The organism is Paenibacillus forsythiae T98 (assembly GCF_000520735.1).
Taxonomy (GTDB): domain Bacteria; phylum Bacillota; class Bacilli; order Paenibacillales; family Paenibacillaceae; genus Paenibacillus_AQ; species Paenibacillus_AQ forsythiae.
Window position 1 is genome coordinate 1 of sequence record NZ_ASSC01000460.1, and the last position, 12,961, is coordinate 12,961.

At 54.1% G+C, this 12,961-nt stretch carries 14 protein-coding genes; 1 reads left to right on the forward strand and 13 read right to left on the reverse strand.

Features of this window, described 5'->3' with window-relative positions; all coding sequences use genetic code 11:
* Nucleotides 1-320: 320 nt before the first annotated feature.
* Nucleotides 321-1,193: a nucleotidyltransferase-like protein gene (locus L692_RS0114750; protein ID WP_025700940.1), complete on the reverse strand. Its 873-nt coding sequence runs from the start codon at nucleotides 1,191-1,193 to the stop codon at nucleotides 321-323.
* Between the two features lie 136 nt (nucleotides 1,194-1,329).
* On the opposite strand from L692_RS0114750, the gene L692_RS0114755 reads away from it, so the two are divergent.
* Nucleotides 1,330-1,695: a YgzB family protein gene (locus tag L692_RS0114755; protein WP_025700941.1), complete on the forward strand. Its 366-nt coding sequence runs from the start codon at nucleotides 1,330-1,332 to the stop codon at nucleotides 1,693-1,695.
* Nucleotides 1,696-1,799: 104 nt separating this feature from the next.
* On the opposite strand, the gene L692_RS0114760 is transcribed toward L692_RS0114755, so the two are convergent.
* The 12 genes from L692_RS0114760 to L692_RS0114815 form a co-directional block, all read right to left on the reverse strand.
* On the reverse strand, nucleotides 1,800-3,512 hold the full coding sequence (locus tag L692_RS0114760) for a glycosyl hydrolase family 18 protein (RefSeq protein WP_084463212.1): 1,713 nt from the start codon (nucleotides 3,510-3,512) through the stop codon (nucleotides 1,800-1,802).
* A 184-nt stretch (nucleotides 3,513-3,696) separates the two neighbouring features.
* Nucleotides 3,697-4,128 carry a Fur family transcriptional regulator gene (locus L692_RS0114765; protein WP_025700943.1) on the reverse strand — a complete coding sequence of 144 codons (432 nt, stop codon included), beginning with the start codon at nucleotides 4,126-4,128 and terminating at the stop codon, nucleotides 3,697-3,699.
* A 132-nt stretch (nucleotides 4,129-4,260) separates the two neighbouring features.
* The gene (locus tag L692_RS28905; RefSeq protein WP_025700944.1) at nucleotides 4,261-6,165 is read right to left on the reverse strand and encodes a DUF4097 family beta strand repeat-containing protein; all 1,905 of its coding nucleotides are present in this window, start codon (nucleotides 6,163-6,165) and stop codon (nucleotides 4,261-4,263) included.
* 35 nt (nucleotides 6,166-6,200) lie between these two features.
* Nucleotides 6,201-6,671: a GNAT family N-acetyltransferase gene (locus tag L692_RS0114775; protein WP_036723802.1), complete on the reverse strand. Its 471-nt coding sequence runs from the start codon at nucleotides 6,669-6,671 to the stop codon at nucleotides 6,201-6,203.
* Nucleotides 6,672-6,754: 83 nt separating this feature from the next.
* Complete coding sequence (gene gatB, locus L692_RS0114780) at nucleotides 6,755-8,194, reverse strand: Asp-tRNA(Asn)/Glu-tRNA(Gln) amidotransferase subunit GatB (RefSeq protein WP_025700946.1); 1,440 nt, start codon at nucleotides 8,192-8,194, stop codon at nucleotides 6,755-6,757.
* A 29-nt stretch (nucleotides 8,195-8,223) separates the two neighbouring features.
* Nucleotides 8,224-9,681 carry an Asp-tRNA(Asn)/Glu-tRNA(Gln) amidotransferase subunit GatA gene (gene gatA, locus L692_RS0114785; RefSeq protein ID WP_025700947.1) on the reverse strand — a complete coding sequence of 486 codons (1,458 nt, stop codon included), beginning with the start codon at nucleotides 9,679-9,681 and terminating at the stop codon, nucleotides 8,224-8,226.
* A gap of 26 nt (nucleotides 9,682-9,707) precedes the next feature.
* Nucleotides 9,708-9,995: an Asp-tRNA(Asn)/Glu-tRNA(Gln) amidotransferase subunit GatC gene (gene gatC, locus L692_RS0114790; protein WP_025700948.1), complete on the reverse strand. Its 288-nt coding sequence runs from the start codon at nucleotides 9,993-9,995 to the stop codon at nucleotides 9,708-9,710.
* 235 nt (nucleotides 9,996-10,230) lie between these two features.
* Nucleotides 10,231-10,614, reverse strand: coding sequence for a hypothetical protein (locus tag L692_RS0114795; RefSeq protein ID WP_025700949.1), 384 nt, complete (start codon nucleotides 10,612-10,614; stop codon nucleotides 10,231-10,233).
* Between the two features lie 153 nt (nucleotides 10,615-10,767).
* Nucleotides 10,768-11,550 carry an ABC transporter permease subunit gene (locus tag L692_RS0114800; protein ID WP_025700950.1) on the reverse strand — a complete coding sequence of 261 codons (783 nt, stop codon included), beginning with the start codon at nucleotides 11,548-11,550 and terminating at the stop codon, nucleotides 10,768-10,770.
* The gene (locus tag L692_RS0114805) at nucleotides 11,547-12,467 is read right to left on the reverse strand and encodes an ABC transporter ATP-binding protein (RefSeq protein WP_025700951.1); all 921 of its coding nucleotides are present in this window, start codon (nucleotides 12,465-12,467) and stop codon (nucleotides 11,547-11,549) included. The genes L692_RS0114800 and L692_RS0114805 overlap by 4 nt, the downstream gene beginning before the upstream one ends.
* The gene (locus tag L692_RS0114810; protein ID WP_025700952.1) at nucleotides 12,467-12,655 is read right to left on the reverse strand and encodes a PLD nuclease N-terminal domain-containing protein; all 189 of its coding nucleotides are present in this window, start codon (nucleotides 12,653-12,655) and stop codon (nucleotides 12,467-12,469) included. Before L692_RS0114810 ends, L692_RS0114805 begins: the two co-directional genes overlap by 1 nt.
* Before the next feature lie 63 nt (nucleotides 12,656-12,718).
* Entirely contained in the window at nucleotides 12,719-12,922 is a 204-nt protein-coding gene (locus tag L692_RS0114815) for a hypothetical protein (RefSeq protein ID WP_025700953.1), read from the reverse strand.
* Nucleotides 12,923-12,961: the final 39 nt, after the last annotated feature.

The window sequence follows — 12,961 nt, forward strand, 5'->3', positions numbered from 1 at the left end:
TCACTCGTTGTTCAGTTTTCAAAGATCAATGTCTCTCTCAGTTCACCACTGTGTTTCATGCGGCGACCTTTATAATATATCACGTCAGCCTCAGATTAGTCAACCCTTTTTAAAAATTAATTTTATTTTGGTTGTCTTTATGAACGTTTGAGCACTGTTCACTCCCGAGGGACGAGTTATAATGTATCACATGAACGACCCAAGAGTCAACTACAATATTATCGTTCATCTCTCTCCTTTTCCGTAATACAATAAAAAAAAGAGAGCGCTACGCCTCTCCAGTTCATAAACAAGCTCGATATTTTAAAATTGGGATTGCACTAAAAGGTATATCGTATCCGATACCCGCCGCCAGCGTCGCTCCAAGACGCAATTTCCCGAATCAGCGATCGGGATGCCAGCTTGCGAAGGACAAACGGCAGTTCGGGCTCCACATTTTTAAGTTCGGAATGCATGAGAAGCTCTTCAATGCTCCACGGTTCCTTACGCTCCTTCAGAAGGTCAAGAAACCACTTGCAGCAGTCGCTCATTTTGGACACAAGGGAGAACTCGCAAGCAAGCTGAACAAGCTGAATTCGCTGCTCCATCGTTTCGCCGCTGACCGTCAGCTCCTCGTACAGCTTATAAACCGAGTTATTCAGACTCTTCACCTGCTCCCATACCGCCGGCGTCGGATAATGACCCGCTTCGCTGACCTCCATCCGCGCCCAATGATACAGAGCCATTAGAATGCAATTGTAAGAATCCATGGAACAGCCGGCCTGCAAGTAACGCTTAGACTTCACATACATATGCAGAAACCGGGCAAACTCCATAAACATCATCCGTTCCCTTAGCGGCTGATCAAAGGCATTCACTTCAGTCCGGAGCCGCTCCAGAATCTCCTGAGGGTCCCAAATAATCTCGCCTTCCAGCAGACAGGTAATTAGCTCGTTATTGTCTCCTGTTATGATGGAGCGCTTCAGCATCGAAAGCCCGACTCTAAGCGTCTGGGTTCGTAATTCGCCTGAGATCATGTTGCCGACAAGCCGATTCTCTCCCCCATTCTCGTGCAGAAGCATGACAACCCTATCGAATTCATGAAGAAGGGCGCTTTGAAAAAGAGCCTTGCCTTGGGAATTCAAAGCAATCGCTCCAATAGCGTTCGCGTCAAAAATATCTCCATTCAATAATGTCAGATTGGATAATTCCATATCGTCCTCCATCAAATTTGGCGATTTTGCGTCAATTCAGTTATAATTCTCTTATCTTAATAATCTAATTATTCTACATTTTCATGTTAGTTCCTTCCGGACGACCGAACTATATTTTTGCTGGGAGAAATGACTCATGACCTTTAAATCCGCCAAGATTAACGCTTTTCGCACATGGGGTCTGGCGCTGACCATGTTAGGCATGGGGCTCATGATCCTGGGAACGGCCGGCATTGTGTTCTGGGGGCAGACAGGCAAAATATTTGCGGCATTCGGGCTTGTTATCGGCCTGGTATCCATGATGGCCAGTCTGGCGATTTACTTCTGGGCCGGCATGCTTTCTACAAGCGCTGTTCAGCTGGAGTGCCCGGAGTGCGGCAAACTGACCAAAATGCTCGGCAAAACAGATCGCTGTATGTTCTGCCATACCATGCTTACCCTGGACCCTCAGCAGGCGACCATAACCTCAAAGCAGCTAAAAAACGGACAGATTAAGCAATAGCCAACCGCAATCCGAGCGCATGGAAGCATCCACAGCGGAGTCAAACCGGCAGTCAAAAGGAAAAGAGGCCTCCATCTCCGGAAGCCTCTTTGTTTATATCTCGCCTATTGATGAATTCCGTTCAGCGCTTCCCATGCCTCATCTCCGGCAAAGCTGCGGTTCCAGGAAGCAACCCCGCCCAGCCCCAGAGATTGGGCCAGCTTCACTCTCGACTGCAGCGACACCTTGTCCTCAATCCAGATTTTGCGGAGAACTCCGTCCTCCTTGTATTCCACATAGTTTTGTCCGGCATTTTCGGAAAATACGGGGGTCAGCTGCCTGGAACGGATAATATCGGCAACCGTATCCATGCCAGCCGCCTTGGAGCTTACCTTCGTCTTCCCGCCAGCCTTCTTCTCCGTCCAAATTCGGGTATACAGCGGGACGCCCAGCACAAGCTTCTTCGCCGGAACCGCATCTTCCCCGAGAATGCGCTCTGCCGAGGCCCGCGCCCAAGGAAGCGATGCTACCGAACCCGCCTCGGGGCTGGAAGCCCAGTGCTCATCATATGCCATAACAATCATAAAATCGACTAACGCGCCGAGCGAACGCCGGTCGAGGAATAGCGACCACATTTCACTGCTTGATTTGGGAGTGACGTCGATGGAAAGAATGAGATTTTTCGCCTGGGCCATCGGCTTCAGCTCGCGCATAAACTGGGTTACGTTGCCGCCATCCTTGGTATATACATTTTCAAAATCGATATTAATGCCGTCCAGATTGTAAAGATCGCAGTATTCCAGCATTTGTACGATCGTTCGCATTCGCTTCTCATAGGTGGATAGCGCTCGCGCGGTCAAATCGGGATCGAAGCCGTTGCTTAGCAATCCCCACACTTCCATTCCCTGACCGTGCGCCCATTTTACATAGGCCTGATCCGCCTGGCTGCGCACGTTTCCTTCGCCATCCACAATCTTAAACCATGTGGGACTCACGACATTAACACCGCTTAGCTTGCCGATAGACGCAGGATTCGGATTTCGGTCGTACACGGCTTCCCAGGTCAGATTCACGGCTTTGCCGTCCCAGCTTCGCTCCGCGCGGGTTGGCGCTGGCGTCTTCTTCTCCACCGTCTTGACCCCGGTCTCCGCAATATCCGCCGCCTTTACATAACCGGCATAACCGTTATCCATTTGGGCATACAGCCACTCTCCCTGCCGACTCCAGATCCTCACTCTCGTCCCTGGCACCATATCGGCCAAGGCCGGCGCGTGAATCGTCGCCTCCGTACGCAGCGCGGCCTTCTCTTTCTGCACCTCTCCCATCGGCACCGTGTCACCGGCAGCCATCAACAGAACCGCTCCCGTATCCCCATTCTCCTGCACGTCCAGGCCATACAGGCTCTTAAGCGGCTCGGCCGGCAAATAGGTGACTCCGCCGCGTTCTTCGGGAGCCAGCCGAAGCTGAATCGGTTTATTATTAAGACTGGCGGCTGTCTTATCCGCCTGCATATATAAAAGCTTGCTGTCCGTCGTAAGAATGACCGACTTCGTGCCGGATTCGTACCGGATGGAGGAATCCACTTCTTTTTTCAAAAGCGGAAGGGGCAGCAGCAGGCTCTCCCCGGTTCCGGATGCAGAATATCCGGTATATTGCCCTTTGACGAAAATAGGCTTGTCCGCCCCCTTCCACTCCGGGTCGACATGAAACGGATTAGGCAGCACATAAAAGATTAACGCGCAGGCAGCCGCCGCAATGATTAACAATCCCGCCAACCTGCGAAGAACTCGGCTTCGCCTAACGGCGCCTCCGTGTCCATACTTCTGTCTTCTGTTCAAGATATGTCCTCCATACTCTGCTAAATTTAAAGTAGGGAAAATGCAGATATTTTAAAAAAAGAAAACGTGAGTGATCCGCGGTTCATCGGACTCTGCACGTTCCCGTTGCTTTCTGGCCAAAGCGCCCGCCGCCTTTCAGGACTGCGGAGTCTTACGCCATGCATTATGAAGTTATACTTCCTATTTAATGCCGCTTGCCCGCACAGCAGCTGCAAATGCCGTAAAGTTCCATACGCAAACCATTTACAATGAAGCCGGTAGTTAACTCGGCCTGGCGTTCCACCTCATGCAGCGGCGGGTAGCTAAAATCCTCGATTTTGCCGCATTCCTGACAAATGATATGGTAATGATCGGTTACATTCGCATCAAAGCGGCTGGAATTGTCGCCGTAGGTCAGCTCGCGAACCATTCCGGCTTCCATGAACATTTTTAAGTTATTGTACACGGTCGCCACGCTCATGCTTGGAAATTTCGGCTCCAGCGCGCGGTAAATCTCGTCCGCGGTAGGATGATTCATCGATTCCATTAAATAGGTTAAAATCGCATGACGCTGAGGCGTAATACGGACACCGGTCGTCTTCAATTGTTCCAATGCGTGCTGTACGCCGCTTCCCATCCCTGTCACCGCCTTTACATGTCGGTCATGTAGTAAGTAAACGTTCTTGTATTTATTGTAAGACCGACCTTTCAAAGTTGTCAACGCAGTCAGTTAATTATATTGATTATTATTTAATAAAAATTAGTTTGTTCAATTTTTTATCACATTTAAGTTGCTGTTCCCTTCAACCTCCACCTTGAACTCGCCCGTACCTATTTTGCCGGAGATCGTCTTTTTGTCGATAACGAGTCCAGGAATACCGGAAACGATGTCGCCATAGCTGCTGGAGCCCTTCAAGGAATAGCTGCCTTCCACTGGCAGGCGCAGATCGATGTCGCCAACCGCGCTGTAAATATTCCAGTCGCCCTGTACATACGGAGAACGGATGTCAATGATTCCATTTAGAGACTGGGCATTCAACGACGATCTGACCTCGTTAATTGCCACATTTCCGTTCCTGGTGGAGACATCGAGCTCGTTGCCGCTGCGTTCGGCACTGATATTGCCGACTGCCGTGGACAGCTTCAGCGCTCCCGCAACGTCCCAGGCCCGCATATCTCCTCCGTTCGTTGCCAGATCCACATCGCCCTCGACTTCCCTGACTCTTACTTCTCCATTGTGGGTCTTCCCTTTGACGCTGCCAAATACTTTATACAAAATAATCGGCCCGTTGCCGGTTTCAAGGGAAATGTCCTGGATCGCCTCTGTGTTTTGCAGCTTGATCCCGCCGTTCATTGTTGTGATTTGTAGATTGAAACGGCGGTTGTCCGGGATGGCTATATCCAAATCGATGCGCGGCTGGCGCTTGCCCGATTCGCCATAGGCTTTCCCCTTGGTCGTCAACTTAATGGTGGCGCCTTCGGCAACTTCAATGAACGATTGATCCGAGACGGCTTCCGCCCTTGCTCCTTCCAACTGGTCAATCCACACGGTAGGTGTGATTTCTATATGGTCAATCGGGCTGCGGTGTACGAATATATCCCCGTTGATCGCGTCAACGTCAAGCTTGGCGGTGTTCAGTTCCACCGGAACCGTCAGCGCCGGCTTCTGAAATTTGCTGCCTTTCGCTTCCCCGTAGTCGACCGCAGCAGCCGTCAAATTGAGGCTGACCTTATTCCACAGATGCAGATAATGCTCCTGCTCCGAGACGATAAACACGCTTGCGCCAAGCAGGATTGCTGGCAGAAGCCCCCGAAAATCCGGGCGGAATCCTGAGCCGATTACGGCTTTGCGGGGCCGCCGGGCAATCAAGTAAGCGAACAGGTATTCCAGACCCCACATTACGGGTACGGTCGGCCACCATTTCAGCAGCAGCAGCATATTGTCGGTTCCCAGCTGCCAGTCCCGGAACAGCAAAATGCCGACTCCAACCAGCAGAAAGGAAGCGGTAAAGCGTCCGATCCGGTCGCCATGCCGCCTGCGAAGCATTTTCAAAAGGGTCTCCCTCGCCGCAAGGATGACTCCGAAGGTAATCAGGAGAATTCCCGCGGCAGCGCCTGCCTGATGCTCAATAAAATGCCGCAGCCAGACCGGTCTTTGCCGGAACAAGAACAGCATTGCGCCTCCGAGCAGCAGAAGCAGTCCGAATGAAATTCCCGGTTCGCTGATGAAACGCCGGCGCGGCGCTTGGACGGGATCGGCGGCACCGGGTATTTTACCGAAATGAATCATCCGGTCCGCCGATTGCAGAGCGTCATATACATTGAAGAAATAGACAGCCGGAATACACAGGGCAAGCAAAATAAGAAGAGGCACATTGATCTGCATCCCGATGGAGGAAAAGTACAGCAGCGCCGCTATATCCAGCACAATCAGAAACGGAAAGGAGATCCCTTTACGGAGAAGGCCCAAATACAAATGACCGGCCCCGGGGACCATCGCTGCCAGCAGACCGGCTATGAATTTGCGCTTGACGGGACGTTGCTTCTGGCGGGGAGGAATGACTTCCGGGCTGCCGCTCTCTTCAACAACAGTCAGCTGCACGTCACCGCGATCCATCGTGGAAAAAAATTTCTGGTTCTCCGAAGGCGATGTCACGCGGGGTTCATGTTTCATTCGGGCCTTCTCCTTTCGCATGTAATTTCGCCGAATCAACGTTTGCCGCTCCTTCTAAATTCGATCAGTTCGATACCTGGAGCCACTTCCGAGGAAGAGATGGGGATAAAGCCGTGCTTGCGGTATAAGGATACGGCCGGCGCGTTCTTTTTGCCCGTGGATACAAGAAAGCGCTCCTTATCCGGGTGAATTGCGAATACATGCTCCAGCAGCCTGCCGGCAATGCCTTGGCGAAAATGATCCGGGCTGACCATCATCCGCGTAATCGTCAAGCTCCCCGGACGCTCTTCTTCCGTGGCTACGGCACCCGACAGCTCCCCGTCTTCGCTGAAGCAGCCGTAAAAATCCTCGCCGCACTGTCTTAATGTATCCCGTGTCTCGATCAGCGGTGGGATGGAATTAAACCCGATCAGCTCCGCTTCCAGGCGATAGGCTTTATGCTGAAGGCTCCACAAGTCGCCGAGCGTCCCCTCGTCCTGCAGATCTAGCTTGATTATTCTGCTCATACCGGGCAGCTCCTTTTATTGCCGAAGGCCTGCCGCTGCCGACAAGCCTTCAGTATTAATTACCCAATTATTGTATTCCTATGTTAACTGTTCAACACTTCTGTCAAGAGCTTGTTGACAAGCCCCGGATTCGCCTTGCCTTTGCTTTCCTTCATTACTTGTCCGACCAGGAAGCCGATCGCCTTCTGCTTGCCGGCCTTGTAATCCTCTACCGATTGCGGGTTGGCCCCCACGACAGCTTCCACGATCCCCTTGATCGCGCCTTCGTCGCTGATCTGCACAAGCCCCTTCTCTTCCACAATTTGCGCGGGAAGCTTGCCGGTCTCAAGCATTTCCTTGAACACCGTCTTGGCAATCTTGCTGCTGATAGTTCCCTTCGCGATAAGCCCGATCATTTCACCGAGTCCCTGCGGCGTAATCTTGACCTGGGACAGCTCCAGATTATTGCTATTCAGATAGGCGAGGAGATCGCCCATAATCCAGTTGGCGACAGCCTTGGCATCGCCGGTAAAATTCAGGGCTCCTTCAAAGAAGTCAGCCAGCGGCTTGGATGCGGTAATGACCCCGGCATCGTAAGCGGGCAAGCCAAATTCCTCGCTGTAGCGGACCCGCCGCGCATCCGGAAGCTCGGGAATGGAAGAGCGGATAGCTTCTCTCCACGCGTCGTCAATATGCAGCACAACCAGATCCGGATCAGGAAAATATCGGTAGTCATGCGCCTCTTCCTTGCCCCGCATGGCGAAGGTCTTGCCCTGGGCGTCATCCCAGCGGCGGGTTTCCTGTACGACTTCGCCGCCTCCATCGAGAATATCCGCCTGGCGGAACTCCTCATACTCCAGACCGCGCTGCACGCCGCGGAAGGAGTTCATGTTCTTCAGCTCGGCGCGGATGCCGAATTCCTCCTGGCCGATGGGCCGCAGGCTGATGTTCGCATCGCAGCGCATGGAGCCTTCTTCCATCTTGACGTCGGAGACGTCGCAGTACTGCATAATTGCCCGCATCTTCTCCAGATAAGCTCGGGCTTCTTCAGGGGAGCGCAGGTCCGGCTCGGAGACGATTTCAATCAGCGGAGTTCCTCCCCGGTTAAAGTCAACGAGCGTGCCGAATCCGCCGTCCACATGCGTAAGCTTGCTGGCATCCTCCTCCAGATGAAGCCGGGTAATACCGATTCGCTTTGTTTCGCCGTTCACTTCGATATCGATCCATCCGTTCAGGCCGATCGGCTGGTCAAACTGCGAAATCTGGTATGCCTTCGGCAAGTCGGGATAAAAGTAGTTCTTGCGGTCAAACTTGCTGACATCGCCGATCGTGCAGTTCAGCGCCATGGCGGCTTTCATCGCATATTCCACCGCCTGGCGGTTTAATACAGGCAGGACGCCGGGATGTCCCAGACAGACGGGACAGGTATGTGTATTGGGCGGCGCGCCGAATTCCGTGGAGCAGCCGCAGAAAATTTTGGACTTCGTGTGAAGCTCGACGTGAACCTCCAGTCCAATGACTGTTTCATACTTGGATGATGGCATGATATTCTTGTTCCCTCCTTATGGACCGGTTACAGCTGCGGACGCTGCTTGTGGTAATCGGTATGCTGTTCATAGGCGTGCGCGACGCGCAGCACCGTGCTCTCATCGAATTCCTTGCCGATAATCTGCAGCCCGACAGGCAGCCCTTCGGCGAATCCGCAAGGAATGCTGACGGCCGGGATGCCGGCCAGATTGACCGGAATGGTCAAAATATCGTTCAAATACATCGTAAGCGGGTCCTCGGTCTGCGATCCAAGCTTGAACGCCGTCGTCGGAGCGGTAGGTCCAATCACCACGTCGTATTTCTTAAACACTTCGTCGAAATCCCGCTTGATCAGCGTGCGCACCTTCTGCGCCTTCAAATAGTAGGCATCGTAATAGCCAGAGCTGAGGGCATAGGTTCCAAGCATAATCCGGCGCTTGACTTCCGGTCCGAAGCCGCGACTCCGTGAATTATGGTACAAATCCGCCAAGCCTCCGCCCTCGTCAACACGAACACCGTAGCGCACCCCGTCGAAGCGGGCCAGATTGGAGGAAGCCTCCGAGGAAGCCAGCAGATAATAAGTCGCGACCGCATATTCGGTATGCGGCAGGGAAACCTCTTCCCAGACCGCGCCGAGCTCTTCCAGCACTTTAAGCGCAGACAGCACGGTCTCGCGGACGGAAGCGTCCACGCCTTCGCCCACATATTCCTTCGGTACGGCAATGCGCAGCCCTTTGATATCGCCGGTAAGGGCGCTTAAATAGTCCGGAATGTCAACCTTGGCGGACGTGGAGTCCAGGGCGTCATAGCCGGCAATCGCCTGCAGCACATAGGCGGAATCCTCAACGGTCCGCGTCAGCGGCCCGATCTGGTCAAGCGACGAGGCAAACGCCACGAGGCCATAGCGGGAGACAAGACCGTAGGTCGGCTTCAGGCCGACAACGCCGCAGTATGAAGCCGGTTGGCGGATCGAGCCTCCGGTATCGGAGCCAAGGGCAAAGAACACCTCGCCCGCAGCCACCGCCGCGGCGGAGCCGCCGCTGGAGCCGCCCGGCACACGTTCCAGGTCCCAGGGATTGCGGACCGCGCCGTATGCGGAGTTCTCGTTCGATCCGCCCATGGCGAACTCGTCCATATTCAGCTTGCCGATCGTCACAGCGTCGGCCTGACGCAGCTTGGCGGCAACCGTCGCGTCATAAATCGGCTGATAATTATCCAGGAAACGGCTGGCGCAGGTCGTGCGCAGCCCTTTGGTTACAATATTGTCCTTGATTCCGGCTGGCACTCCGAAGAGCAGTCCTCTGGACGCCCCGGATGCCAGCTTGTCGTCGAGCGCGCGCGCCGCTGCGCGTGCGCCTTCTTCATCAAGCGTGAGGAAAGCGTGCACATCTCCATCCACCCGCGCAACAGCAGCCAGCGATTCCTCGGTCAGCTCACTGACCGAAACCTGTCCGGAGTGAAGCATGTTATGTAATTCCGACAACCGATATTGAAACAGGCTCAAAATGTCATCTCCCTACCTATTATAGATTATTCCATAACCGCCGGAACCTTGAATTGTCCGTCTTCTTCTTCCGGCGCATTAAGCAGCGCATCCTCAAGAGAAAGGCTCTCCTTCACGACATCCTCGCGCATAACATTGCTGACATGCAGCACATGAGTCGTCGGCTGAACGCCTTCCGTATCCAGTTCGTTCAATTTCTCCGCATATTGTAAAATGGCGTTCATCTGCTCCGTTAACACAGCCTCTTCCTCCGGGCCTAACTGCAGACGGGCCAGACGGGCCACATGCTGCACATCCTTGATGGTAATGCTCATTTTGGGTATCCCTCCTGTTTAAAGGGCTAAAGCGCCCGGATAACGTTACTTATTATATTGTAGAAACGTGGACAATTCAATGCGGTTATGCCCGCAGCCCCAAGGGAGCCCCCCTGACAGAAACGGACGAAAACAAGAAAAGCACCGTTGGGTGCTTTGATAGAAGCCTGCCGTATCCCTCTATTGCCAAGGAACTCCGATATTACAAAAAAACCGGCTTGCGCCGGCTTTCCTCTTAAATCCAGGCCCGAAGATTCACCTGCTTGATGAATTCCGCCTGGGACATGTTCTCCTTGGGACTGGTCTCTATATCTTCCGCCTGCTCGGCCTCGCCGTTCATCAATTGGTAAAACAGTTTCTCGTTGTGCGTGGACAATGCATAATCGATCAATGCTTCATGCGTAGTTCTCTCCGCTTCCTCAGTGAGCAGATCCGCTTCTGTCTCGATGTCTTCAGCCGGGACATAAAAGTTCCGGTTCGCCTGAGGGATGCGAATGACATAATCAAACGCATTATCAGGATTACGGTCGTAAGCGATCACGTATCCATAATCTCCGATAGGAAGATTCTGCTCGAAAGCGTCCGCGACAATGACAACCTTTTCTCCTAAACGCAGCATCGCCCTACCTCCTGAGCCAATATCTTTCATGTTGTGCTTTTTCACAGTCTACTAAAAAAAGATAGGCCTGTCTACAGGAAGAACCGGCGCAAAAATGAAAATACACGCAAAAATATGAAATTGAAAAAAAGTTGTTACATTTTCCAGCCGGGACTAAAACCGGGGCAGTTTATTCCGGTCAAAGAGGAGCGAGGCGCCCAGAAAGCAAAGGACAATCAGCGCTATACCCGACAATACCGGAAAAACCCAGGCATATGAAGTATACTCCTGCCGCAAAAGCGCCTCTGCCGACAGCTTCGGAAGAGCCGCGGGCGACCAGCGCAGGGGACGGGGAAGCAGCGTATGCAGCAGCGCCAGTCCTCCGGCGGCCGCGAGCGATAGAAAGGCCGCGGCCGGAGCGCGCAGGCAGGCGCTGAACAGAAGCGTAAGCGAGACCGCGCACATCAGCCACAATCCGTACAGCGCTGACGCGGACACCGCCGCGCTCCAGGGGAGAGGCCCGATCAATAGAGTGATATAATAGCCTGCGCCTGCGGCGCCCAGGCCCAAAGACAGCACAAGCAAAGTCAGCTGCGCCAGCCATTTGGCAGAGGCGGCCGCAAGCGGAGTCAATGGCCTGGCCAGCACCAGTTCTGCGGTTCCGCCCTCTCGCTCCCCTGCAAAGCTGTTCATCGCCGAAAGCGCGAGCACCAGCAGGCCGATCACGCCGTACTGCCCGAGCGACTTGGCCATGACCTCGGCTGCCCCCGGCAGCGTATAAGATTCAAGCAAGCCCGGGGGCACGTCGCCCGACATCTTTAGAATCTCGGGCATATAGTAGGCCGAAATCGGCTGCATGATGCCAAGGATCATGAACACAACCGGTATCCACAGCAGCTTATAGCCGCGGAGCATTTCCAGCATTTCTTTGCGGTAAAATATCCACGTATTCCTCATCCTCCCACCGCCTCCATGAATACATCCTCTAGCGACAATGTGCCCGCTTCAAACCGCAGCAGCGGAATTGCGCGTTCCGCCGCTTCCCGGAGAATCACGGATCTTGCCGACGCGATGTCATCCACCTTAAGAAGCAGGGAGCCGTCAGCTTCCAGGCGGCTCTCAAGGATGAAAGAACGGGTCTGCAATGTCTCCAGCCACAGCCGGGCTTCCTCCGCTTCTTCCACCCGCAGAATAATCACAGGCCGGTTGTACTTGGCCCGAAGGGAAGTCAGCGTTCCGTGCTCGGCAATTCTTCCCTTGTTCATCATAATAATGTCGTCGCAGACTTCTTCGGCATCATGCAGCACATGCGTAGAAAAAATCACGCTCGTTTCCTTCCCGATGTCCCGCAGCAGCTCCATCATTTCGCGGCGGCCGATGGGATCAAGCGCCGATACCGGCTCATCCAGCAGCAATAAACGCGGAGAGTGGACAAGCGCCTGCGCAAGCCCCAAACGCTGCTTCATGCCGCCGGAGTAACCTCCGATCCGCCGCCTTGCAGCGTCTTGAAGACCCATCCGCTCAAGCACAGCGGCGGCATGTCCGGCGGCCGCCTTCCCGCCCATGCCGCTGAGCCTGGACGCGAGCAGAATATACTCCTCCCCGGTCATCCAGTTATAGAAAGCAGGAGCTTGGGGCAGATAGCCAATCTGCCTGCGGTAATTGTCCCCGATCGGGTTCCCTTCGAATAAAATGCGGCCCCGGCTGGGGTTCATGAGACCCGCAAGCATGCGCAGCGTAGTCGTCTTGCCGGCACCATTGGGTCCCAGCAGCGCAACACAGCGTCCCTGCTCCATATCAAAGCTGATTCCGTCCACGGAAGACTGCCCGTGAAACACCTTGTAAAGTCCTGAAACTTGCAGCAGCGGCGGCATTACTCTTTCCTCCCTATCGTGAAATAGGCCAGGCTGCCAAGCAGATTGCCGAGCAGAATAATGATTGCCCATACCCACTTCGGCCCGCGCACACTGCGCGCCCTGGCCAGCGAAATCAGGCCGATCACGGCCAGCAGCCCTTGCAGCGCAAAGAGCGGCCATAACAACGACAAATCCATTGTCTTCATTGCCAGCATCCCGCCCTTGGCGTTAAATTTCCGAGCAGATGGTTCTGTTGCGCCATTTCCCTCCTATTTCCGGCGCCGTTCGGGAAACACAATAAACAGCAGGTAGAGAATCGTTGGCAGCGGAAAGGTGGTCATCCCCCATAATCCCCAGAACCAGGGCCATTTCCCCCGGGCGCGCGCGTCGCGGAACAACAGCGTACCCTGGGTCATCAGCAGCAGGGCCAACACGGCCCAGGCCCAAAGCGGCAGACTGGAAGGCTCCTTCATCGCCATTCACCCCGGCCTTTCCGTCCAAGACGCATTGCC

Excerpts from the sequence above, each read along its gene's own strand:
- L692_RS0114755 (WP_025700941.1), top strand. The coding sequence starts at position 1,330 with ATGACCTTTAAATCCGCCAAGATTAACGCTTTTCGCACATGGGGTCTG.
- L692_RS0114775 (WP_036723802.1), bottom strand. The coding sequence starts at position 6,671 with ATGAGCAGAATAATCAAGCTAGATCTGCAGGACGAGGGGACGCTCGGC.
- L692_RS28905 (WP_025700944.1), bottom strand. The coding sequence starts at position 6,165 with ATGAAACATGAACCCCGCGTGACATCGCCTTCGGAGAACCAGAAATTT.
- L692_RS0114810 (WP_025700952.1), bottom strand. The coding sequence starts at position 12,655 with ATGAAGACAATGGATTTGTCGTTGTTATGGCCGCTCTTTGCGCTGCAA.
- L692_RS0114750 (WP_025700940.1), bottom strand. The coding sequence starts at position 1,193 with ATGGAATTATCCAATCTGACATTATTGAATGGAGATATTTTTGACGCG.
- gatC (WP_025700948.1), bottom strand. The coding sequence starts at position 9,995 with ATGAGCATTACCATCAAGGATGTGCAGCATGTGGCCCGTCTGGCCCGT.
- L692_RS0114815 (WP_025700953.1), bottom strand. The coding sequence starts at position 12,922 with ATGAAGGAGCCTTCCAGTCTGCCGCTTTGGGCCTGGGCCGTGTTGGCC.
- L692_RS0114765 (WP_025700943.1), bottom strand. The coding sequence starts at position 4,128 with ATGGGAAGCGGCGTACAGCACGCATTGGAACAATTGAAGACGACCGGT.
- L692_RS0114795 (WP_025700949.1), bottom strand. The coding sequence starts at position 10,614 with ATGCTGCGTTTAGGAGAAAAGGTTGTCATTGTCGCGGACGCTTTCGAG.
- gatB (WP_025700946.1), bottom strand. The coding sequence starts at position 8,194 with ATGCCATCATCCAAGTATGAAACAGTCATTGGACTGGAGGTTCACGTC.
- L692_RS0114800 (WP_025700950.1), bottom strand. The coding sequence starts at position 11,550 with ATGAGGAATACGTGGATATTTTACCGCAAAGAAATGCTGGAAATGCTC.
- L692_RS0114805 (WP_025700951.1), bottom strand. The coding sequence starts at position 12,467 with ATGCCGCCGCTGCTGCAAGTTTCAGGACTTTACAAGGTGTTTCACGGG.